General features: G+C 60.8%; 20 protein-coding genes. 4 read left to right on the top strand and 16 right to left on the bottom strand.

What is annotated here, in order from left to right; translation table 11 throughout:
* Positions 1-120 precede the first annotated feature (120 nt).
* A complete protein-coding gene (locus tag AC097N_RS19470; RefSeq protein ID WP_479583726.1) occupies positions 121-561 on the top strand; it encodes an RcnB family protein in 441 nt (146 codons plus the stop codon).
* Here the strand turns inward: AC097N_RS19470 and AC097N_RS19465 are convergent.
* The 7 genes from AC097N_RS19465 to AC097N_RS19435 are packed head-to-tail and all read right to left on the bottom strand — an operon-like array spanning position 544 to position 7,008.
* Entirely contained in the window at positions 544-1,407 is an 864-nt protein-coding gene (locus AC097N_RS19465) for a formate dehydrogenase accessory sulfurtransferase FdhD (RefSeq protein WP_479583742.1), read from the bottom strand. The two genes, AC097N_RS19470 and AC097N_RS19465, sit on opposite strands and share 18 nt — an antisense overlap.
* Before the next feature lie 2 nt (positions 1,408-1,409).
* Positions 1,410-1,751, bottom strand: a complete 342-nt coding sequence (locus AC097N_RS19460; protein WP_479583725.1) for a hypothetical protein — start codon at positions 1,749-1,751, stop codon at positions 1,410-1,412.
* Between the two features lie 10 nt (positions 1,752-1,761).
* Positions 1,762-2,931, bottom strand: a complete 1,170-nt coding sequence (locus AC097N_RS19455) for a formate dehydrogenase subunit gamma (RefSeq protein WP_479583724.1) — start codon at positions 2,929-2,931, stop codon at positions 1,762-1,764.
* 12 nt (positions 2,932-2,943) lie between these two features.
* Positions 2,944-3,165, bottom strand: a complete 222-nt coding sequence (locus AC097N_RS19450; RefSeq protein ID WP_479583723.1) for a hypothetical protein — start codon at positions 3,163-3,165, stop codon at positions 2,944-2,946.
* Complete coding sequence (gene fdh3B / locus AC097N_RS19445; protein WP_479583722.1) at positions 3,162-3,794, bottom strand: formate dehydrogenase FDH3 subunit beta; 633 nt, start codon at positions 3,792-3,794, stop codon at positions 3,162-3,164. Before fdh3B ends, AC097N_RS19450 begins: the two co-directional genes overlap by 4 nt.
* A 10-nt stretch (positions 3,795-3,804) precedes the next feature.
* Positions 3,805-6,765 (bottom strand): formate dehydrogenase subunit alpha, encoded by a 2,961-nt coding sequence (locus AC097N_RS19440; RefSeq protein ID WP_479583721.1) that lies wholly within the window; start codon positions 6,763-6,765, stop codon positions 3,805-3,807.
* A gap of 33 nt (positions 6,766-6,798) precedes the next feature.
* Complete coding sequence (locus tag AC097N_RS19435) at positions 6,799-7,008, bottom strand: formate dehydrogenase (RefSeq protein ID WP_479583720.1); 210 nt, start codon at positions 7,006-7,008, stop codon at positions 6,799-6,801.
* 441 nt (positions 7,009-7,449) lie between these two features.
* On the opposite strand from AC097N_RS19435, the gene AC097N_RS19430 reads away from it, so the two are divergent.
* Positions 7,450-8,853: a sigma-54-dependent transcriptional regulator gene (locus AC097N_RS19430; RefSeq protein ID WP_479583719.1), complete on the top strand. Its 1,404-nt coding sequence runs from the start codon at positions 7,450-7,452 to the stop codon at positions 8,851-8,853.
* The gene (locus AC097N_RS19425; protein ID WP_479583718.1) at positions 8,850-10,940 is read left to right on the top strand and encodes a sensor histidine kinase; all 2,091 of its coding nucleotides are present in this window, start codon (positions 8,850-8,852) and stop codon (positions 10,938-10,940) included. The genes AC097N_RS19430 and AC097N_RS19425 overlap by 4 nt, the downstream gene beginning before the upstream one ends.
* A gap of 24 nt (positions 10,941-10,964) precedes the next feature.
* Here the strand turns inward: AC097N_RS19425 and AC097N_RS19420 are convergent, their stop codons facing one another.
* The 9 genes from AC097N_RS19420 to AC097N_RS19380 all read right to left on the bottom strand — a co-directional run bounded on the left by AC097N_RS19420 (position 10,965) and on the right by AC097N_RS19380 (position 22,685).
* Positions 10,965-11,588 carry a TorD/DmsD family molecular chaperone gene (locus AC097N_RS19420; RefSeq protein ID WP_479583717.1) on the bottom strand — a complete coding sequence of 208 codons (624 nt, stop codon included), beginning with the start codon at positions 11,586-11,588 and terminating at the stop codon, positions 10,965-10,967.
* Positions 11,589-11,590: 2 nt separating this feature from the next.
* Positions 11,591-13,687 carry a 4Fe-4S binding protein gene (locus AC097N_RS19415; protein ID WP_479583716.1) on the bottom strand — a complete coding sequence of 699 codons (2,097 nt, stop codon included), beginning with the start codon at positions 13,685-13,687 and terminating at the stop codon, positions 11,591-11,593.
* Positions 13,614-14,276 (bottom strand): DUF3306 domain-containing protein, encoded by a 663-nt coding sequence (locus AC097N_RS19410; RefSeq protein ID WP_479583715.1) that lies wholly within the window; start codon positions 14,274-14,276, stop codon positions 13,614-13,616. Before AC097N_RS19410 ends, AC097N_RS19415 begins: the two co-directional genes overlap by 74 nt.
* The gene (locus tag AC097N_RS19405) at positions 14,221-14,778 is read right to left on the bottom strand and encodes a DUF3305 domain-containing protein (RefSeq protein ID WP_479583714.1); all 558 of its coding nucleotides are present in this window, start codon (positions 14,776-14,778) and stop codon (positions 14,221-14,223) included. The genes AC097N_RS19410 and AC097N_RS19405 overlap by 56 nt, the downstream gene beginning before the upstream one ends.
* 57 nt (positions 14,779-14,835) lie before the next feature.
* A complete protein-coding gene (gene fdhF / locus AC097N_RS19400) occupies positions 14,836-17,700 on the bottom strand; it encodes a formate dehydrogenase subunit alpha (protein ID WP_479583713.1) in 2,865 nt (954 codons plus the stop codon).
* Positions 17,701-19,497, bottom strand: coding sequence for an NADH-ubiquinone oxidoreductase-F iron-sulfur binding region domain-containing protein (locus tag AC097N_RS19395; protein WP_479583712.1), 1,797 nt, complete (start codon positions 19,495-19,497; stop codon positions 17,701-17,703).
* A 240-nt stretch (positions 19,498-19,737) separates the two neighbouring features.
* Complete coding sequence (locus AC097N_RS19390) at positions 19,738-21,864, bottom strand: copper-transporting P-type ATPase (RefSeq protein WP_479583741.1); 2,127 nt, start codon at positions 21,862-21,864, stop codon at positions 19,738-19,740.
* 31 nt (positions 21,865-21,895) lie between these two features.
* Positions 21,896-22,318: a DUF302 domain-containing protein gene (locus AC097N_RS19385; protein WP_479583711.1), complete on the bottom strand. Its 423-nt coding sequence runs from the start codon at positions 22,316-22,318 to the stop codon at positions 21,896-21,898.
* 109 nt (positions 22,319-22,427) lie between these two features.
* Positions 22,428-22,685, bottom strand: coding sequence for a hypothetical protein (locus AC097N_RS19380; protein WP_479583710.1), 258 nt, complete (start codon positions 22,683-22,685; stop codon positions 22,428-22,430).
* Positions 22,686-22,861: 176 nt separating this feature from the next.
* Between AC097N_RS19380 and AC097N_RS19375 the strand changes: the two genes are divergently transcribed.
* Positions 22,862-23,347 (top strand): hypothetical protein, encoded by a 486-nt coding sequence (locus tag AC097N_RS19375; RefSeq protein WP_479583709.1) that lies wholly within the window; start codon positions 22,862-22,864, stop codon positions 23,345-23,347.
* The last annotated feature ends 101 nt before the right edge of the window (positions 23,348-23,448 follow it).

Below are 23,448 nucleotides of genomic sequence, written 5' to 3'. Positions count from 1 at the left end.
TGCCGGAGGTATTGCGTGTGCTGGCGTACTGACTTGTCCGCCACATCAGCGTAACTTTGGCCCGTGTTTGATAGCCAACGTGATGTGAATGCAATGACGTCCCCATAAATGGAGTTCAAAATGAAAATGAAAGCTGTCTTAGCCACCATCATGGCCCTGTTCCTGCTGACAGGAGGAAGCGCGTTTGCGCAAGGAAACGGGCGTGGAAATGGAAGCGGAAATGGACATCGCGATGACAATTGTCGGGGTGGCCAGAAACATTGCAACCCGGGACAAGACCGTCGTGACAACAACGCACGCCGTTCGCCGCCCTCACAAAACCAAGGGCGCCCAGACTTCAATCAGCGTCAGGACGAACGTGGTGCAGGCCCAGACCATGCATTTCACAGAGGCGGGCGACTTCCGATCCAATACCGCAGCAAGCAATATGTAGTGGACGACTGGCGTGGTCACCATCTCAGCGCCCCGCCCCGCGGTTACCACTGGGTTCAATCAGGCAGTGACTATCTTTTGGTCGCCATTGCAACCGGCGTCATCCTGCAACTATTGTTGAGCAACTGAGGCTGCGGCAACCTGCAGCCGCGAGCCCGCCAACTCGGGCTGCAACTGCAGACGCTCGATGCCGCTGTAGCAAAGAAAGCGTTTGTTGGTGGCACGGCCAATCGTGCACAGGCCGATACGCTGGGCCACCTCATGGCCCATCTGCGTGATGCCGCTGCGTGAGACCACAATGGGCACGCCCATTTGCGCCGACTTGATCACCATCTCGCTGGTGAGTCGCCCGGTGGTGTAGAACACTTTGTCGTGCCCGGACATCGCTTGGGCGTCCTGCATCCACATCCAGCCTGCGATGGTGTCAATGGCGTTGTGACGCCCCACATCTTCAACAAAAACCAGCATGGTGTCGCCACGAAACAGGGCGCAACCGTGCACCGAGCCCGCTGACTTGTACGTGCTTTCTTGAAGGCGAATGGCGTTGACGATGCCGTAGAGTTGCGATTGCAGCAGCGTGGCCTGCGGCAGCACCAGGGTGTCCACTTCCGCCATCAGGTCGCCAAAGACGCTGCCTTGTCCACAGCCGGTAGTGACCACCCGCCTGGACGTGCGCGCCTCGATGTCGGAGATGCCTTGGCGCGTCTTGACGGCCGCCACGCCCACCTCCCAATCCACAGTGATGGACTCCACCTCCTGCACCGATTGAACCAGCCGCTGGTTGCGCAAAAACCCCAGCACCAGCAATTCCGGGTGGGCGCCCAGCGTCATCAGGGTCACCAACTCGCGCTTGTCCACGTACACGGTCAATGCCCGCTCAGCGGGAATCGACACCGTATCGGCTTCTCCAAACTCATTGATCACACGCACCTCACGCGTCAAAGGCGCGCGGGCTTGCGTCAGGCGGGGCAGCAGTTTCAGGATTTTTTGGCCGGTTCAGCCGCAGGGGCTGCAGCAGCGGGTGCGGCAACAGCTGGCGTGTAAACAAAAGGCCCGGGGTCAGCACAGGGCGGTGTTGCAGCGGCAGGGTTGACTTCTTTGCCCGCGGCCTTGGACGCCTTGAAATAGTAACCCGCCGCATTGTCCTGCGCCTTGCACAGCTGAAAACCGTCCACCTTGCCGCTCCAGGCCGTCTTGGCAGCCGCTTCGGCAGCCTTGGCCTTGGCCTCGTCCGACAAGGCGGGCAATTTGGCGAACACGGCCGACGCCGTGACCAACGTCAAGGCCGCCACGGCTATTTGATACAAAGGTTTTTTCATAAATACTTTCTCAAACTTGAACGTGTTGACCAGGCGCTGACACCGGCGTGCGCTGCGCCGCAATCTTGCCACTCTTGATGTCATTGAGCCACAGCTCGTGGTGTTCCCTGGCCCAGGTCTCGTCCACGTAACCGGTTTTCATGGCTTTGTAGGCGCCGTCCATGCCGATGGTGCCCATGTAGATGTGCCCGATGAACATCACCATCATCAGCACAGTCGCCACGGCATGCACCATGTGGGCGATCTGCATGGTGCTGCGCTCGTACACCAGCCCCGGCACCAATTTGTCCATGACCAGGCCCGAGCCCACCACAATCAGGCCCAAAAACATCACACCGCCCCAAAACACCAGTTTCTCGCCCGCATTGAACCGGTGCGAAGCCACCTCTTCACCTGACAGCAGACCGCCGCCTTTGGCCAGCCAGGTCAGATCTTCCTTGCGGGGAAGGTTGTCTTTGAGGAAGGTAACAAACACCACCACCAGGGACACCGCAAACAGTGGTCCGGCAAAGTTGTGGGCATTTTTCAACACATAGGTTAACCAGCCAAACAGCGTTCCGCCCAAGATGGGGTAGAGGAAAAATTTGCCAAAGGCCATCACCAGGCCAGAGATGGCCAGGATGCTGAAGGCAATCGCATTGCTCCAGTGCGCCGAACGCTCGAACGGTGTGAAGCGCTCTATCTTGCGGCCGGTCTCGGCACCGTGCAGCGCCATGCTGCCCTTGCGCCAGTAAAACAGCGCAATGGCACCCAAGACAATCAAAATCAGGGACCCACCGTAGGGGATGATCCAGTTATTGCGGACCTGGCGCCACGCCTCACCGGCGTTGGTCAGGCGGGAACCCGGGTACTGCACAAACGGCTGAATCAGGGTACCGGCCTCAGGCGCCTCGGACACCGGCAGGCTGCTGTAGCCCCTCACCCCCGAGCCGACCTGGCGCCACATGGGCGCGTTGTTGCCAGGCTGCACTTTGGCACGCTCGCCATTGGTTTGCGTGGCATACCCCGGCTCGTTACTCGCGTCAGGTTTCACATCCAGAATATTTTGGCTCTTGATACCACCCACGTCAGGCGCCGCGACGATGGCCGCCGGGGCATCCGGGCTGACCGGTTTGTCTTGCGCCGCTGCGCCACCCCATACCAGGGCCAGCAACAAGGCGGCAAAAAAGGCTTGTTTCATCAGGGCCTCCTGTCAGTTCATTCGGCTGTAGTCGTTCTGGCCATATTGGTTGCGGGCCTTCAACTGGGATTCCCAGCTGGCCTGGTCGCCCTGTTTCCAGCCGCCTTCGGCAAACGCCTTGCCGGTGCCGGTGGAGGGCGACGCATCATGTTTGTTCGTCCCCAGCGTTTGCGGTTTTTCACCGCAAGCGGACAACAAGGCGGCCAGCGCCACGATCATCAAAACAGGCTTCATGACTTGGCTCCTTCAGGTGCAGCCACCACAGGCTGCCCGGCTTGCTTGGATCCATAGGCGGTGCCCCAACCCCACACTTCAGCGCCCTTGCCGCGCTTGAGCACGCGGTTGCGGAAGATGTCGGCCACCACATCGCCATCACCGGCGATCAACGCTTTTGTCGAACACATCTCGGCACAGATCGGCAGCTTGCCTTCAGCCAGGCGGTTGCGACCGTATTTTTCAAACTCGGCTTCGCTGCCATTGGCCTCCGGCCCCCCCGCACAGAACGTGCACTTGTCCATCTTGCCGCGCACACCAAACGTGCCCTGCGACGGAAACTGGGGGGCGCCGAACGGACAGGCGTAAGAGCAATAGCCACAACCAATACACACATCCTTGTCGTGCAACACCACACCTTCATCGGTGCGATAAAAACAGTTGACAGGGCACACGGCCATGCAAGGAGCATCGCTGCAGTGCATGCACGCCACCGAGATGGATTTCTCACCGGGCACACCGTCGTTCAAGGTCACCACACGGCGGCGGTTCACACCCCAGGGAACTTCATGCTCGTTCTTGCAGGCGGTCACGCAACCGTTGCACTCAATGCAACGCTCTGCGTCACAAACAAATTTCATACGTGCCATGTGTTTCTCCTTATGCTTTTTCGACGTTGCAGACCGTTGTCTTGGTCTCTTGCATCATGGTCACGCTGTCATAACCATAGGTGGTACCGGTATTGATGGCCTCGCCACGCACGATGGGCGCGGCCCCCGACGGGTAATAGGCCAGCATGTCGGCGCCTTGCCAGCGACCCGAAAAATGGAAAGGCATGAACACCGTGTCCGCGCCCACCCGCTCAGTCACCAGCGCCTGCACATTCAGGCGTGCGCCCGTGGGGGTTGAAACCCACGCCCGCTCCCCATTGCGAATGCCTTTGTCAGCCGCCACCTTGGGATTGATCTCGATGAACATCTCCTGCTGCAACTCGGCCAGCCAGGGGTTGGAGCGGGTCTCTTCGCCACCGCCCTCGTACTCGACCAGGCGCCCCGAGGTCATGATGAACGGGAACTTCTCGTGCACCTTGTCGGCAATGTTCTTTTGCTGCACGGTCTTGAACAGCGTGGGCAAACGCCAGAACGCCTTCTTGTCGTCGTGTGTGGGGTACTTCGCCACGAGGTCAGGCCGGATGCCGTACAAAGGCTCACGGTGCTGAGGAATCGCGTCGGGAAAGTTCCACACCACGGCGCGCGCCTTGGCGTTGCCAAACGGATGGCAGCCATGCACCTGCATGACCACGCGCTGGATGCCGCCGGAAAGATCGGTTTTCCAGTTCTTGCCTTCGGCTGCGGTTTTTTCCGTATCCGTCAGGTCATCCCACCAGCCCAACTTCTTGAGCAACACATGGTCAAACTCGGGGTAGCCCGTGGTGATGTCTGCGCCCTTGGAATGCGAGCCATCTTCGGCCAGCAGGTTCTTGCCTTCCCGCTCCACACCAAAGTTTGCGCGAAAATTGCCGCCACCTTCCATCACGTGTTTGGACGTGTCGTACAAATTGGGCGAGCCGGGATGCTTGATTGCGGCCGTGCCGTAACAAGGCCAGGGCAGACCAAAGTAATCGCCCGTGAAGTCGTAGCCGGTCTCCTTGTCCTTGCCGCCTTTGGCCCTGAGCGTTTTAACGTCAAAAACGTTCATGTTGCGCATGTGCGCCTTCAGGCGCTCGGGGCTCTGACCGGTGTAGCCAATGGTCCAGCAAGACCCATTGATTTCGCGCAGGATGTCCTCAGGCATGGGCTCGTCCAGCCCTTTGACCTTCTGCATCTTGTAGTTCTTGGAAAGTTCCTTGCCAAAGCCCAGCTTGTCAGCAAACTGCTGCATGATCATGTGGTCACTGCGGCTTTCCCACAAAGGCTCGATGACCTTCTCGCGCCATTGCAGGGAACGGTTGGACGCCGTACACGAGCCGCTGGTTTCAAACTGGGTGGCCGCTGGCAGCAGGTACACCGCGCGGTTGGGATTCAGATCCTCGGTCTTGCCCGGCATGGCCGCCATCGCCGCCGTGGCGGACGGATAGGGGTCCACCACCACCAGCAGATCGAGCTTGTCCATGGCGCGCTTCATCTCCAGACCACGGGTCTGCGAGTTGGGAGAATGGCCCCAATAGAACACACCGCGCAAGTTAGAGTCCTGGTCGATCAGCTCGTTTTTCTCCAGCACACCGTCAATCCAGCGCGACACGGTGATGCCCGGCTTGGTCATCATGGCGGGCGATGAAAAGCGTCCTTTGATCCACTCGTAATCCACACCCCAGACCTTGGCAAAGTGTTTCCATGAGCCCTCGGCCAGGCCGTAATAGCCGGGCAGCGAATCAGGGTTCGGGCCCACATCCGTGGCGCCCTGAACATTGTCATGACCGCGGAAAATGTTGGTGCCGCCACCGGACTTGCCCACATTACCCAAAGCCAATTGCAGAATGCAGGAAGCCCGCACGATGGCATTGCCCGTGGTGTGCTGGGTTTGCCCCATGCACCAGACCACCGTGCCAGGCCGGCTCTCGTTGAGCATGGTCGCCACCTTGAGTACCTGGGCCTCGTTGACACCACAGGCCTCCTCCACCTTGTCGGGCGTCCATTTGGCCAACACCTCTTCCTTGACCTTGTCCATGCCGAAGACACGGTCGTTGATGTACTGCTTGTCTTCCCAGCCGTTCTTGAAAATGTGAAACAGCAGACCAAACAAAAACGGAATATCGGAGCCCGAACGGATGCGCACGTACTCGTCGGCCTTGGCGGCCGTGCGGGTGAAGCGCGGGTCCACCACAATCATCTTGCAACCCGACTCCTTGGCGTGCAGCATGTGCAACATGCTCACCGGATGGGCTTCAGCCGCGTTCGACCCGATGTACATGGCGACCTTGCTGTTTTGCATGTCGTTGTACGAGTTGGTCATGGCGCCATAACCCCAGGTATTGGCAACCCCCGCCACCGTGGTGGAGTGGCAGATACGCGCCTGGTGGTCGCAGTTGTTGCTGCCCCAGAAGCTGACAAACTTGCGCAACAGGTAGGCCTGCTCATTGTTGTGTTTGGAAGAACCGACCCAGTAAATGGAGTCTGGCCCACTGGCCTTGCGCAAGTCCACCAGCTTGGCGCTGATTTCGCTCAACGCCGTGTCCCAGCTGATGCGCTCGTACTTGCCGTTGACCAGTTTCATGGGGTAGCGCAGGCGGTACTCGCCGTGACCGTGCTCACGCAACGCGGCCCCCTTGGCGCAATGTGCCCCCAGATTGATGGGCGAGTCAAATACCGGGTTCTGGCGCACCCAGACCCCGTTTTCAACCACGGCGTCGACTGCACAGCCCACCGAGCAGTGCGTGCAAATCGTGCGTTTGATTTCTATCTTGCCATCACCCACTAGCCCGGCGCCCGTGGCAGCCTTGGCTTTCTTCACCAGCACCAGTTGCGAGGCAGCAAGGCCTGCGCCCACGCCCAGGCCGGAGCGGCGCAAAAACGCGCGACGGTCCATCGTGGGCAGTGCCTGGGACAAGCCGCGACGCAAGCTGTGTACAAACGGCGAACGGGCAGATGAATCGGACGAACCCGACTTCTTGGTTAACAACATGTGACTCTCCAAAGGCGAGGTGGTCCGCCGAAATTAGACTTGCGTGGTCTTGTAATACTGCTTGACGTGGGCACTCAGCGAGTAACCGCCGCCTTTTTCGGGCGCTGGTTTGGGCTGCAATTCGGCACTGGTCGGAGACTCCTGCACCGAGGGCAGCAAACTGGCCACAGCGGCGATCGCACCCGCCGTGCCGGCACCCGCGAACAAGGTGCGCCGCGACAGTTTGGTCGTGGATTGATTCATGCTCTTGTCTCCTCAAATATTCCACCTAGGAACAAAATTGCCTATCTAAAGTGCGCCTAATCTACCACCACTCAACGATTCAGCAACAAGGAAAAACCCTTTCCACCATGGCGCCCGCGACACCGTACCATTTGCGAAAAATGGCGTGTTAATGAGCGCATCATTGAAGCAAATATCAGCAGAAAACGTGCCAGACAAAAGAGCCAGCTCTTCCGCCTTACAAATCAACGACTTGACTTTTTTTACGCATCAAGAGCCGAACAATTTTGACAACTTGTCAGGAATTTCGCGACAAGTTGTCGCAAAAATCGGCAGCTTGACCCACTGAGTTCGACCAGCGTGAGTTGGCTTACATCAACGCACCTGACAGAAAAAGCGGATTACCCGAGTAAATTAGTCGGATCTCCATCTCAAATTGACCACACGAGTGAGCTCCACGCAGTGAATCCAACACCCCTCAGCCCGCTACACGAAAAAACCATGGAGGGCTGGCCTTACTGGTCGATTCTGATCGTCGACGACGAGCCCGGCATGCGCAACTTCCTGGTCAAGACCCTGGTTCCGCGATGCCAGACCGTGATGCAGGCGGGCAGTGCCGAAGAAGGTGCCGACCTGCTGCGCAGCCACCACATCGACCTGATCATCCTGGACATTTCGCTGCCCGGGCGCAGTGGCGTGAGTTGGCTCAAGGCGTTGCGCGAACAGGGCTACTCGGGGCGCGTCATTTTGATCACGGCCTTTGCCGATCTCGACACCGCCATTGAAGCCTTGCGGGCCGGCGCCTCTGATTTCATCCTCAAACCCTTTCGGGTGCCCCAGATTCTCAATGCGGTCAAACACTGTTTTGACAACTCCCGCCTGACCCGCGAGAACTATGTGCTGCGCCGCGCCCTGTCTGCAAAACAGGAACTGGGCAGTGGTTTGATCGGCCATTCCAGCATCATGCGCGCATTGTCGCAATCATTGACACGGATTGCCGCCGTGAACAGCACCGTGCTGCTCCAGGGTGAATCAGGCACCGGCAAAGAGCTGGTAGCCCGCGCGCTGCACCAGATGAGCCCGCGCGCGCAAGGCCCGTTTGTGCCCGTGAATTGCGCATCCATGTCGCCCGACCTGATTGAAAGCGAACTCTTTGGGCACGCCAAGGGTGCCTTCACCGGGGCGACCAAGGCGCGTGATGGCCTGTTTTATTACGCCCAGGGCGGCACGCTTTTTCTGGACGAAGTCGCCGACCTGCCCCTGCCCCTGCAAGCCACGTTGCTGCGGGCGCTGGAAGACCTGAAAATCAGGCCGGTGGGCAGCGAGCAACTGCTGCCGGTCGATGTGCGCATCGTCGCCGCGACGAATCGTTCCCTGACGGACGAGGTGGCAGCCGGGCGCTTTCGCAAAGACCTTTACTACCGGCTGCAAGTGGTGGAAATCACGCTGGTGCCCCTGCGCGAGCACAAGGAAGATATTGAAGACCTCGTGCATCATTTCATGTCCCAGCTGGTGCCGGTGCTGGGGGTCGCGCCCCTGGTCATCTCCCCGGCAGAAATGGAGTACCTGGTGCAGTACGACTGGCCCGGCAACGCCCGCGAGTTGCGCAACCTGATCGAGCGCTCTCTGATTTTGGGCACGCTGAATGTATCGGCGCTGTTTTCGCTGGGCAAGACCAGTTCACCAGGCGCACCGTTGTCCGCATCCGGTCAGGGACGCCGCACCACCGACCTGCAAACCCTGGAGAAGCAACACATTCTGTCGGTGCTTGAATCGGTGCAGGGCGACAAGTCACAAGCAGCAGAGTTGCTGGGCATTTCCCGGCGCACGCTGGAACGGCGCTGCGCCGAATGGGCCATCCAGTGAATGCCACCACCCCGTCACCCGCCAACTGGCTTGCCCGCCTGACACCTAACTGGGTGGCACAGTCGGTGCGCAACAAGCTGCTGGCCATGGCGCTGCTGCCGCTCCTGGTGGTGTTGCCCCTGCTGGTGGGCGCGCTGGTGATCTGGGGCAATGCGGCGTACGACCGACTCCTGATCACCAAAGTACGCAGCGACCTGGCCGTGGCGCATGGCTATTTCGCCCAGGTGCTGGGCCAAGTCGGATCCGGTACCCAGGCCCTCGCCGATTCGCACCTGCTGCACCAGGCCCTGGAGCACCAGGATCTGAAAGGCCTGCAAGACCAGCTGACGGCGGCCAGGCTCCGGCTGCGCTTCGATTTCATCAACCTGTACAGCCCGCAAGGCCAGCTGCTGACTGCCGACTGGGCGACGGCCAACCCGCCCTCACCCGCCCAGGCCACATCGATTGCAGACACCAGAATCAACAGCAGGCAAGGTGCATCGACATCGGGTCTGGCCAGTCTGACACTGCTCGACGAGACCGAACTGGTGGCCCTGGCCCCTCATCTGGCCCCACGCATTCACATTCCGTTGATTGAAACGCAGAGCGCCGCGCCCACCGACCGTGCGGGCGACAACCGTGCGCTGGTCATGCTGTCAACCGTGCCGATACTCGGACCGGCGGGCGAGACGCTGGCCCTGATGCGTGCGGGCGTGTTGCTGAACCAGAACCTGAGCCTGATCGACCACATCAACGGCATCGTCTACCCCGACGGGTCACTGCCGCTGGGCAGCCACGGCACCGCCACCCTTTTCATGGACGACGTGCGGATCACCACCAACGTGCGCCTGTTTCAAGATCAGCGCGCCATTGGCACCCGCGTCTCACAGGCCGTGCGTGATGCCGTGCTGCTGCGTGGCCAAACCTGGCTGGACCGCGCCTTTGTGGTGAATGACTGGTATGTGTCGGCCTACGAGCCCTTGCTGGATGCCACGGGCACACGGATCGGCATGCTGTATGTGGGCTACCTGGAGGCGCCCTTCAAAATGGTGAAGTACAGCATGCTGGCCTTGATCGTTGCCATTTTCCTGACGGTGATGGCCCTGGCGGCCCTGTTTTCAGTGCGCTGGGCGCGCAGTATCTTCCGTCCGGTGGAGCAGATGAACCACACCATGCTGCGGGTCCAGACGGGTGATTCGAGCGCACGGGTGGGCACGGTCGAGGCACGTGACGAAATTGGAGCACTGGCCGTCCACCTGGATGAGTTACTCGATGTCGTGGACGACAAGACCCAGGCCCTACAGCGCTGGGCCCGGGAACTGGATGCCAAAGTGGTCGCCCGAACGCAGGAACTGGCCCACAGCAATGCCCGGCTGCAACAAGCCCACCAACAGCTGGTGAAGTCAGAGAAGCTGGCAGCCATCGGCCAGCTCACCGCCAGCGTGGCCCACGAGATCAACAACCCGATTGCCGTCATGCAGGGCAATCTGGATTTGATGCGCGAGCTGCTGGGCGCACAGGCAGCGCCAGTCAACACCGAGCTGACCTTGCTCGACCAGCAGGTGGAGCGCATGCGGCTGATCGTTACCCAATTGCTGCAGTATGCAAGGCCCACCGACTACGCAGGCTACGTGGAGTCAGTAGACGTCAACCTCGCGCTCGACAACTCGCTGGTGCTCGTGGCGCATTTGCTGGCGCGCACCCACATCCAGGTCGTGCGTTCATTCCAGGCCACGACGCCGGTGGGCGTGAACCGGCAGGAATTGCAGCGGGTGGTCATCAACCTGCTGATCAATGCCATCCAGGCCATGCCCGAGGGCGGGACACTGCTCTTGTGTACCCGAGACCAAGCGGATCCGCAGGGCAAGCCGGGGGTGGTGATTGACATCGCGGACTCCGGTGCCGGCCTCAGTGCCGAGGTCCGCGACCAACTGTTTCGCCCCTTCTTCACCACCAAAAATGAAGGCAACGGACTGGGCCTGTGGATCAGTCTGGGGCTGGTTGAGCGCTACGGCGGCAGCATCCACGCCGGTAACCGACGCGATCAGGAAGCAGACTTGCCGGGCGCCCTGTTCAGCATCTGGCTGCTGGCAGAGCCCCAGCACTGAGGACATCCAGGACAAGGCTGCGGATCAGTCCAGCATGTCAAAGCCCTGCGCCTCGACCCCCATGAAGGCCTGGGTGAGTTCCGCCAGGGCCGCGTAAAACCGGGCTTTGGGGTGCTTTTGGATGTCGTCGCACATCATCAGCACCCAGGGCTGCAGATGCGTTGCAAAGAAGTCGCGCTGGCGTGCGAGGTTGGCCACCGCCACATCGTCACCCGCAATGAGGTAACGCATGACCTCGCACAAATAGGCAACGTGGTCTTCGGTCTCGGACATGCTGTCGTCGCGCGCGAGGCCGAGTTGATCCAGGTCCGTGCGCAGTTTGGCCAGGGGCTTCTCGTTCAAAAAGCCGCTCAAAAAATGCGAGCCATAGAGGTACACCTCCGGCTTGCCGACGCCGCCAAACAAGGCGTTGTATTCGCCCTGAATGGCGTCGTCCGTCATGCTGCGGGCGACGCCCACCAGGGCGCACCAGGGGGCTTCCAGAAAAGCGCCAGCGGCTGGCGCCTCGGTGGCGGCCACACGCAGTTGCGCTATCAAATCAGTAGCTGGAACCGCATAGTAAAGAAGGGCTAGCAGCCCATAGAGCTCTGAACGGGCGGTTTCTTCGTCAAGGGCGCTGCTGGGCGCTGCATCGGGCAGGGGCGTCATGGTCAAAGGTCCGTAATCTTGGATTCGTTTTGGGCGGAGTAAATATCGATCACGCGGCAGTCACCACACATCTTCAGGCGTTCCAGGGCGGCCCCCTGGAACATGCTGTGACCGGCCAGTTTGCCCAGCATGGCCTCAATCGCCTTGAGCGTGCCAAACGGTTTGCTGCAACGCACGCAGGCATAGGGCTTCATTTCATTGAGCACCACCGCCTCTTTGCGCTGGGGCAACAGATTGAGTTGCGGCACGAGCGAGAGGGCTTTCTCAGGGCAGGTTGTCACGCACAGGCCGCATTGCACACAGTTTTTCTCAATGAACTTGAGCTGCGGCGATTCCTGGCTGTCCTGCAAGGCGCTGGCCGGGCAGGCATTGATACAGCTCAGGCACAGGGTACAGGCGTCTTTGTTGATGGCCAGTGCGCCCAGGGGCGAACCCGAAGCAGGCAAGGCAATGCGCTCGGGCTTGGCCGGGGCGTGCTCGGCCAGATGGTCCAGCGCCAGTTCCAGCGTGGCCCGTTTGTCTGCCTGCACCGCGAAACCGGCCGTGCGGCTGACGCCTTGGGCAGGCGCCGCTCTGAGGTCGCTGTCCAGTGCGGCCAGATCGCGGGCATCGCGGGCGTGCAGCACACGGAAATGTTCACCCTGGTAGCCCAGCCCGGTGAGGATGGCCTGGGCCACCGCCATCTGGCTGCGAATGGCCTCATGGTATTGCGGCGCTTCTTCATCCGTCATCAGCACCCAGACCTGTGAGGCACCGTAGGCGATGGCTGTGAGCCAGACCTCCAGCCCCAGCGACGAGGTGTGCCACAAAGACACAGGCACCACGCGGGCTGGCACGCCCTGCACGCCTCCCTTGGTGGTGCGTTCCAGCTGGGCCGCACGGCCCAGGTCGCCCAGCAGGCGCGTACCCGCCTCCTGGCTGTGAAACAGCAACGCCGCGTTTTTGCCGCCGCTGCGGGCATAGGTGCCCAGCAGGGTTTTGAGTTTGACCCCCTGCTCACTGGCGCGTGGATAGGCAAAGGTCATGGCACCCGTGGGGCAGACCGTGCTGCACGTACCACAACCCACACACAGGTTGGGGTTGACCTTGATTTGCTGGCGGCTGCGATCACTGCTGATGGCGGACGCCGAACACACGTCAATACAAGCATTGCAACCGGTTTTTTCATTGCGGCTGTGGGCACACAGCTTTTGCTTGTAGACAAAAAACTTGGGTTTTTCAAACTCCCCCACCAGCGAGCGCAGGCGGTTGAGCGGCTTCAGGTCCCGGCCATCCCAGCGCAGATAGCCCTGGGGCAGCGCATGCTGGATAAACGCCGGTGTGGCCCGCAGGTCCAGCACCAGGTCAAACGTGTCGCTCAGGGTCTCGGGGGCCCGCTTGAAATCAATCGCGCCCGCCACCTTGCACACGCTGACGCAGGCTCGGTGCGACTGGCACAGGTTCAGGTCAATCTGGTAGTCCAGCCCGATGGCATCTTCAGGGCAGGCCACCAGGCAGGCATTGCAGCGGGTGCACAGGTCCAGGTCAATCGGGTTGTTGCGTGACCAGGTGAGTTCAAAAGCGCCCAACCAGCCGACCAGCGACTGAATCTGCCCGCCCAGCACCGGGTAGCGGCGCTCCTGCATGGCGCCCAAGTCGCCTGCGCCTTGCGTGAAGAAGGTGATGTCCAGATCATCGCCCAGCAGTTCGGCAGCGCGCTCGGCCGCGCCCAACTCGCCGATGATCAGCAGGCGCCCTGCACTTTTGTAGGTGACGGTCGCCACCGGCTCGGGTTCGGGCAAGTGGGCCACGGCCAACAGCGCCGCCATCTTGGGGCTGGCCTGGGCCGCGTCTGCGCTCCAGCCGCCGGTTTCACGAATATTGACAAAGCGGATCGGTGCGACCGAGCCGCCCGCCTGGTCGGCCAGTTCACCGAACAGGCGCTTCTCTTGCGTACAGGCCACCACCACGTCATCGCCCGACTTGAGGGCGGCCAGAAAGGCACCCGCCTCGCGGCGGCACAGGGTGGAGTGAAGGGTCAGTTTTTCATTCAGTGCGGCGCCCAGGGTCCCGGGGTCCAGCGGCATGGTTTGGTTGCAGTCGCAAATCAGTGTGGTCATGGTCGGTGCCCAGTGCGTGGGACTTGTTGTCGGTCAGGGGTTCAGTGCCGGTGTGGGTGAGTGGCGCAGACTGTGCCACGGAATGCGCGGTGAGGGTATTGGCATCATCCCGTACAGGCGCGGCGCTGGTGGCGTCCGGCTCATCGTCAAACAGCTTGAGAAATTTGGCGCTGGCCATCTGGCGCAGCATGGATTCGGGTAACGGGTCGGGCTTGGAGTAGTCGTCGATGTAAATATCCAGCCCATCCATCACGTTGTAGTGAGGGTCGGTGAAGAGTTTTTTCATGGCCGCGTTGCGCACGTCAGGCGCCACGTCCCGCGCGACAAAGGGCTTGAAATCAGACTCGGCGGTGAGCCGCTTCACATCATCCAGGGTGGGCGGTGGCGGCGCGTCTTCAACGGGCGCAACGGCAACCGCAGCGGGCGCTATCGGTACGGGTGCCACCGGGGCCGCGGGTTTGACAACGGGCTCTTCAAGCGCCTTGCCTTCCCGCACGGCCTGTTTGCGCTGCGACCAGCGGCCCAAAAACCCGTCAGCCACGGCCACCACCGGATTTTTTCTCGGTGCTGATGCTGGCAGGGTTGCCAAAGCGGTCCGTCAAAGTCCGGAAGCTCTCGGGCCGCTTGCGGCGCTTGGGCTCCTCCACGTGGTACTCGTCCACAAACGCCCTGAGCCACGCCACCACGCCCTCGGGCGCACTCACCTGTTCCACGGTCTCCTGCGCGTCCAGCCAGCGGCCTGCATCGTAATAACTCAGGCTCACCATCAGGGGTTGGGCCAGGGGTTCGGCGGCGATGCCGGCATCCTCTTCCATGCGCCACATGACAAACCAGCAAGGGGCCTGCGTGGTGGCGTTGAGGTAGTAGCCCTCGGCATCATCTTTGAACAATTTGACGCTGTAGCCCGGATGCAGCCAGCGCTCCTCGATATCATTTTGATAGAGGAGCCGTGGCACGCTGCCAAAGCCATCTTCATGCGGTACCACGTCAGCCAGCACCCAGCGCCAGGTCTGCCAGCGGCTCATGGGACCGTCGATACGCTCGCGGCGCATGACGACGGCAACTTGTAATTCAGGGCGTGAGGTATTCATGGGAACCCGCAATGTAACGGATTGCCAACAGCCCCGCACGCCCCCAGTTTTTTCAGATCAGGCCGCCCGCCCGTAACCGACCACCGCACTCAACGCACCCCCGGCGCGAACGGCCACTGCACAGTATTTGAACTCGGGAATTTTTCCGACCGGGTCCAGCGCAGCATTGGTCATCAGGTTGGCCGCCGCCTCGTAATAGGCGAAGGGCATGAACACGGCACCTCGTGGTGTGCCGTCGTCCCGGCGCACATGGATGGCGACCTGTCCCCGACGCGACTGCACGGTGATCACCTCACCCGGCGCCAGCCCCAGCGCCTGCAAGTCGTCACCGCACAAGGAGGCCGTGGCCATCGGCTCCAGCGCATCCAGCACGGTGGCGCGGCGCGTCATGCTGCCGGTGTGCCAGTGCTCCAGTTGTCGCCCGGTGATGAGCACAAACGGGTAATCAGCGTCGGGCCGTTCATTGGCGGGGATGATGTCGGCGGGCACCAGATGCACGCGGCCATCGTCGGTGGCAAAGTGGTCGATGAACACGGTGGGTTCCCCGGGATCGTCCTCACTCAGGCACGGGTAAGTCACGCTCGACTCGCGCTGCAACCGCTCCCAGGTGATGCCCGAAATAGCGGTGTGCATGGCCTGGCGCATTTCGTCATAAACCGCGGCCACGCCCTCGTGCTCACCTTCGTAGTTCCACGCCAGACCCATGCGCGTGGCGATCTGCTGGATGATCCACAGGTCGGGCTTGGCCTGACCCGGCGGGTCAATAGCCTGTTTGCCGAGTTGCACCATGCGGTCGGTGTTGCTCACGGTACCGGTCTTCTCGGGCCACGCAGTGGCGGGCAGCACCACATCGGCCAGCCACGCGGTCTCGGTCATGAAAATATCCTGCACCACCAGGTGCTCCAGACTCGCCAGCGCATGGCGGGCGTGGTTCAGGTCGGGGTCGCTCATGGCCGGGTTTTCGCCCATGATGTACATGCCGCGCACCTTGTGCGGGTCCGTGTCGGGCGCGAGGGCCTTGTGCATGATTTCCACCACGGTGTAGCCGGGCTGGTCGTCCAGGGGCGTGCCCCAGAAATTCTCGAACCAGTCGTGCGCCGCTTTGTTGGTGACACGCTGGTAGTTGGGGTACATCATGGGGATCAGGCCCGCGTCGCTGGCGCCCTGCACGTTGTTTTGCCCGCGCAGTGGGTGCAGGCCGGAGCCGGGTTTGCCAATCTGGCCGGTGACCGATACCAGGGCAATCAGGCAGCGGGCGTTGTCGGTGCCGTGCACATGCTGGCTCACACCCATGCCCCACAGCACCATGGCGCTTTTGGCCTTGGCAAACTCGCGCGCCACTTCACGTAGCGTCTGCGCAGGAATGCCGCAGATAGGTGCCATCGCCTCCGGGCTGTAGCCCTTGACGTTCTCGCGCAGGGCCTCAAAGTTGTTGACCCGGTTGCGGATGAACGCCTCATCCGTCAGCCCTTCTTCAATGACGGTGTGGATCAGCGCGTTGAGCATGGCCACATCGGTGTCGGGTTTGAACTGCAGGCTTCGCCACGCGTGCTTGCTGATGTCAGTGCCACGCGGGTCGGCCACCACAATTTTGGCGCCCTTTTTGACCGCATTCTTCATCCACGTGGCGGCGACCGGGTGGTTGCTGGTGGGGTTGGAGCCGATCACAAAAATCAGTCCGGCGTGTGCCACGTCGTTGACCTGGTTGCTCACCGCCGCCGAGCCCACGCCCTCCAGCAGCGCTGCCACGCTGGAGGCATGACACAGGCGGGTGCAATGGTCGACGTTGTTAGAGCCAAAGCCGGTGCGCACCAGTTTCTGGAACAGATAAGCCTCTTCGTTGCTACCCTTGGCCGAGCCAAAGCCCGCCAGTGATTTCTTGCCGTGTGTATCGCGCAAACTTTTGAGCGTGCCTGCACTGTGGTCAAGTGCCTCTTCCCAGGTGGTTTCACGGAACACTTCAGACCAATCCGCCGAATTGCGGTTGAGGCTTTGCAGTGCTGCGGGGTCTTTGGGCACGCCTGCCTTGCGAATCAGCGGCACCGTCAGGCGCTGCGGGCTGGCCGCATAGTCAAAACCAAAACGGCCTTTGACACACAGCCGGTTGTGGTTGGCCGGGCCATCGCGCCCGTCCACGCTCACAATTTGGTTGTCTTTGACGTTGTAGGTCAGCAGGCAACCCACGCCGCAAAACGGACAAACCGAGTCCACCTTTTTGTCCACCACCTGCGAGCCGATGTGCGTCTTGGGCATCAGTGCGCCGGTGGGGCACGCCTGCACACATTCACCACAGGCCACACAGGTGCTGTCGCCCATGGGGTCGTTCAGGTCAAACACAATCTCGCTGTGCGCGCCGCGCAGGGCGTAACCGATGACGTCATTGACCTGCTCTTCGCGACAGGCCCGCACACAGCGGTTGCACTGGATGCAGGCATCCAGGTTGACGGCCATGGCGGGGTGCGACACGTCCGCTTTGGGCTGCTCGCGGCGCAGGGCTTTCAGTTCCGGACGCACTTTCACATCCATGCGCGCGGCCCAGTCGCTGAGTTCGCCATGCTGTTGCGTCTCGTCTTTTTCATTCCACTTGTAGCCGGTGTCGGGCATGTCGGAGAGCAGCATCTCCAGCACCATCTTCTGGCTCTTCACGGCGCGCTCGCTCGTGGCCTGCACCTCCATGCCCGCCGTCACGCTGCGGCAGCAGCTGGGCGCCAGCGTGCGCTCGCCCTTGATCTCGACAACACAGACGCGGCAGTTGCCGTCGGCGCGCAGGCCGTCCTTGTAGCAAAGGCGGGGAATACAAACACCATGACGCTCGGCCGCGTTGAGGATGGACTCGCCCTCATACGCGTGAAGGGTTTGGTTGTCGAGTTTGAACTCCACGGTTTGCAATGTAATTTCCGCAAGTTGGGCAGGTGCGTTCATTTAAACGATCTCCTGGGGAAAGTATTTCTGGACACAGCGCACCGGGTTGGGCGCGGCCTGGCCCAGACCGCAGATAGAGGCATCGGTCATCACGATATTGAGGTCTTCCAGCGTGGTGTTGTCCCAGACGGGCACCTCCATCAGCGTGGCCGCCTTGGCGGTGCCAACGCGGCAAGGGGTGCATTGGCCGCAGCTCTCATGCGCAAAAAACCGCATCATGTTCAAGGCCGCGTCGCGTGCCTTGTCGTGATGGCCCAGCACGATGACGGCGGCAGAACCAATGAAGCCGCCATGGGGTTGCAGCGTGTCAAAGTCCAGCGGCACGTTGGCATGGCTGGCCGGAAAGATGCCGCCCGACGCGCCACCCGGCAGGTACGCATACAGGGTGTGTCCCTCCAGCATGCCGCCGCAGTACTCGTCAACCAGCTCCAGCAAAGTGATGCCCGCGGGTGCCAGCTTGACACCCGGCAGCTTGACCCGTCCGCTGACGCTGTAGCTGCGCAAGCCTTTGCGGCCGTTGCGGCCAAAACCGCTGAACCAGTCGGGGCCCTTCTCCACAATGTCGCGCACCCAATACAGGGTCTCGAAGTTGTGCTCCAGCGTGGGGCGGCCGAACAGGCCCACCTGCGCGATATAAGGCGGGCGCATGCGCGGCTCACCGCGTTTGCCTTCAATGCTCTCGATCATGGCGGACTCCTCACCGCAGATGTAGGCGCCCGCGCCACGACGCAGTTCGATGGTGGGCAGCTCGCAAGGCGGGTTGGCGCGCAGCTTGGCCAGCTCGACTTCCAGAATGGCGCGGCAGCCATGGTATTCATCGCGCAGGTAGATATAGCAGGTCTCAATACCGACAACTTGCGCCGCAATTACCAGCCCTTCCAGAAAACGGTGCGGGTCGCGCTCCAGGTAAGTGCGGTCCTTGAAGGTGCCGGGCTCGCCCTCGTCAATGTTCACTGCCATGAGACGTGGGGACGGTTGCTCACGCACGATGCGCCACTTGCGCCCCGCCGGAAAACCCGCGCCACCCAGACCACGCAGGCCCGAGCCCTCCATGCTATTGAGCACACGCTCAGCATCTTCTTCCCCGTTGACCAGCGCGGCGGCCAGTGCGTAACCGCCGTGGGCACGGTACGTCTCCAACCCGGTATATCCCGGCGAGACGGTGATGGCGTGCGGCACGGGTGACACGCTTTTTTCCACATGGTCGGATACTATAAATTTGATAGCTGCTTGTGCACGTGGATGCTGGGCTACAGCCGAATTAACCACTGAAACAACTGCCTCAGCGGTAGCCAACGGCACAGGGTGTTGGTGAACCACCGCCACCGGGGCCTGCTCGCAGCGCCCCACGCAGGGCGCGGGAATGACGCGCACATCGGCGTTCCCCAGCAAGGCTGGCAGGCGCGCCAGCAGGTCTTTGGCGCCAGCCAGCTCGCAGCTCAAGCCATCACACACCCGCACGGTCAGGCCGGGGGCTTTTTCATCACCTCGGAGCACCTCAAAGTGGTGATAGAACGTGGCCACCTCATAAACCTCGGCCATCGGAATGTTCATCTCCCTGGCCAGCGCCACCAGATGCCGCTCATGCAAGCCGCGGCAGGCGTCGTTGAGCTTGTGCAGCAATTCGATCAGCAAGTCGCGCCGGTGCGGCGCCGAGCCCACCAGTGCGCGCACCTCCTTGAGCGACACATCATCGGCCTGGCGCCCCTTCAACTTGCTTTTGCGACGGATGCGCTCACGCAGGTCGTCCACCGAGACGGTGGCAAGGATGGAACTCGGGGGGGAGGGTCGATTCATGGTGTCTCACAGGCAGTCAGGCAACACAACATGCCCGGACTTTTGCCACTGTTGGTCTGGTATTTCTGGATTGTCTGCGCTACCTCAGCAAGCGTCCAATTGCATCAAGGCATCGTGCGATTCAAAAAATAAATGCTGCAAAGCAGCATTTTTGCCAAACCAACCCACCGCCAACCCACCGAATGCCCCATCAGCCTGAAAGACGCAGGTTCATGTGAATTTTTTCTTGAAAACAGAAAACTAAAGCGCCTTGCCGCGTAAACGCAGCGCGTTACCAATCACCGATGCAGAGCTGAAACTCATGGCCAAAGCCGCCACCATGGGCGACAACAACCAGCCGGTCAACGGGTAGAGAACACCTGCGGCAATTGGAATGCCCAGGGCGTTGTAGAGAAAGGCAAACAACAGGTTTTGCTTCATGTTTCCCACGGTCGCCTCTGACAGGGCCAAGGCAATCGATATGCCACGCAAATCGCCCTTCACCAAGGTCACCTGCGCGCTGTTCATGGCCACGTCGGTGCCCGTTCCCATGGCAATGCCAACATTGGCTCTTGCCAATGCGGGGGCATCATTGATACCGTCGCCAGCCATGGCCACCACGCGCCCTTCTCTTTGCAACTGCTCGACCAGCGCCAGCTTGTCCTGGGGTTTGACCTCGCCGTGGACCTCTTCGATTCCGAGTTTTGCGCCGACCGCTTTAGCGGTGGTGATACCGTCACCGGTGGCCATCACCATGCGCAACCCGGCTGCCTTGAGCGTGGTCAAGACCTCCATCGTGCTGGCCTTGATCGGGTCAGACACGGCCAGCAGCCCGGCCAGTTGTCCATCGACGGCCAGGTGCATCACACTGGCGCCCCCGGTGCGCAGTGCTTCGGCCTGGGTCTGTAATGCAATGACGGAAACGCCCATCTGCTGCATCAGGGTGGTGTTGCCCAGCGCGATATGACGACCTGCCACTTGACCCTGCACGCCAATGCCAGAGCCTGACTCAAAGTCCTCCGGTTTGTCCAATAGCAACTTGCGTTCACGCGCCGCAGCCACAATGGCCGTCGCCAAAGGGTGCTCGCTGCCCTGGTCCAGGCTGGCTGCCAGGCGCAACACCTCATCGGCATCAAACCCATCACCAGGCACCGTTCGCTCAAACGTCGGACGTCCTTCGGTCAGGGTGCCGGTCTTGTCGATGAGCAGGGTGTCGACCTTGCGCAGATTCTCGATGGCAGCTGCGTCGCGAAACAACACCCCTTGTGTTGCGCCCTTGCCCGTCGCCACCATGATCGACATCGGTGTTGCCAGGCCCAGCGCACAGGGGCAAGCAATGATCAGCACGGCGACCGCGTTGATCAGGCCATACACCCAGCTTGGCGCCGGTCCGAACAAGCCCCACCCCAAAAATGTGAGCACGGAAATACTGACCACCGCCACCACAAAATAGCCCGCCACCACATCGGCCATGCGCTGCATCGGCGCTCTTGATCGCTGGGCCTGGGCCACCATTTGCACGATTTGAGAAAGAACGGTGTCAGAACCCACTTTTTCAGACTTGACCACCAAGGCACCACTGGTGTTGAGCGTTGCCCCAATGACCTTGTCACCCACCCGCTTGGTCACGGGCAGAGGCTCGCCGGTCAGCATGGACTCGTCAACGGCGCTATGGCCCTCGGTCACCACGCCATCAACCGGTACTTTCTCCCCTGGCCGAACCCGCAATAGATCTCCGAGGTGGACGTGGGTGAGTTCAATGTCCTCTTCGGATCCATCCGGCTTCAGTCGTCGCGCCGTCTTCGGTGCCAGGCCAAGAAGGGATTTGATCGCGGCCGAGGTCTGCGAACGTGCTTTCAGTTCCAGCATCTGGCCCAGAAGGGTGAGTGAAATGATGACCGCAGCCGCCTCGAAATACACGGCCACACGCCCCATCGACATGAAAGAAGTCGGAAATACACCGGGCACCACCGTCGCCACCACGCTATAGAGATAGGCGGCCCCCGTTCCCAGCCCAATCAGGGTCCACATGTTGGGGCTGGCGTTGACGATGGACTTCACACCTCGAACAAAAAAAGGCCAGCCTCCCCACATAACAATAGGCGTACTCAATCCCAATTCGAGCCAGCTCTGCATGGACATGTCCATCCAACCCAGGCGATGGCCCAGCATGGCCAATACAAAAACAATGGCAGTCAGCGGCAACGTCCACCAAAATCGACGCTGAAAGTCCCGCAATTCGGAGTTGTCGTCGTCCAGCTGCGGCAATACAGGCTCAAGTGTCATCCCGCACTTCGGGCAGCTACCCGGATGATCCTGACGCACCTCAGGGTGCATGGGGCAGGTGTACACCTTGCCAGCGGACGCTTGCCTCTCGCCGGATGGCATGACATGTTCGGTTTTCATGGTCTGACGCCCCTCACACCAATGCAGCGCAAACACGCTGCAGGCGCTCGCGGGCCTCCTGCGCCACTGTTGACACGTCCGGGTTGTTGGTCATCTGCAGCATGGCAATCGGGTCGATGATGCCGACGGTCACCTTGCCATCAAGTGCCTGGCGCACCACCACATTACAAGGAAGAAGCAAGCCAATGTCGGGCTCCGCCATCAGCGCACGGTGAGCCAGTGTGGGGTTGCAAGCACCCAGAATGCGGTGTGCAGGCAGATCGATGCCCAGTTTGTTTTTCATCGTGGCCTGCACGTCAATCTCGGTCAAGATGCCAAAGCCTTCATCCTTGAGCGCTGCGCTTACTTGCTCGACACAAGCGGCGAAGTCGGCCTTGCCCAGGTCAGCGTGAAAGCCGTAGGCGGCAGGTTTGGGGGTTATGTTCGTTGAGCTCATGGTGACTCCTTGAAAGAGAGTTAAAAAATTGAAGTGCTGACGGCGCAAGCGCCAGCGTCAAAGAGGCGAAGGCAGCGTTTTCGGCACGTCACAGCGGCAGACCTTTACTTTATTGACCCACCGTGGAGACCTCTGTCAGTTTTCCATCCAGCAGTTTGAAATGAAACGTGGCGCTCACCAGCTTGGACCAAAGATCCTTGTCTTTCAATTCACGCTGAAAAGTGGGCACATCAACGGTGACAGTGGCAGCGTAGGTTCCATCACCCAGGACAGAGGGCTGCGCACTCTGCGCCAGAGCATGGGGCCAGGCGCCGATGCCGGCGATAACAAGGGCGCAACCCAGGAGATTTCTATACAGAGAGGACATCGTGAACTCCACACAAAAAACAAGGGGAAATACCAAATGCACCAGAAAGCTCCCATCGGGGAGTCCAGAGAAAGATACAGGTCTACCGCCAGGCCGTCAGTGCGCCAGGCAACAGTCCTGCAAGAAACCGATCAAATCTTGTTTGGGGTACATTGAAATTTTCACGCCAGCCCACCATGAATCGCTTCACACCACGAACAACCCAAAGCATCTGGCGGACGCAGGGCCATGCCATGAAGCGCTATCTCATGTGGACGGGTCTGTGGCATCTTTTTTGGGAAATCGGGCAACTGCCCCTCTACACAATTTGGGCGCAAGGCAGCACGCGTGACATCGTGTTCGCCGTCGTGCATTGCACCGCAGGCGATGTGTTGATTGCGTTTTTCAGCCTGCTGGCCGCTGTGGTCTTGGCCGGGAATCAGGCGTGGCCTGCGCGGAATTTTCGGGCCGTGGCCATCGTCACGATTTTTCTGGGCATTGGGTACACCGTATTCAGCGAATGGAACAACACGGTTGTGACCCGCAGTTGGGCTTACGCATCGGCCATGCCCCAGCTGTGGGGCATTGGCCTGTCACCGGTGGCGCAATGGGTCGTTGTTCCAGTCTTGTCGTTCTGGCTACTGTGCCGGGGTTCAGAGGGCGTGACTGCCCACCCTGAATGAGACGAACAGCCAGTGTGCTGATTTCGAATACCCCAGAGGGATGCACTACCCCACCAGCAGACCGCTGTGCGCAGCAGCATGGCTCAGCCGGGCGGCGTCTT

It is taken from the genome of Rhodoferax sp. LS1R11, assembly GCF_056521395.1.
This window is presented reverse-complemented; position numbering and strand designations above follow the sequence as displayed.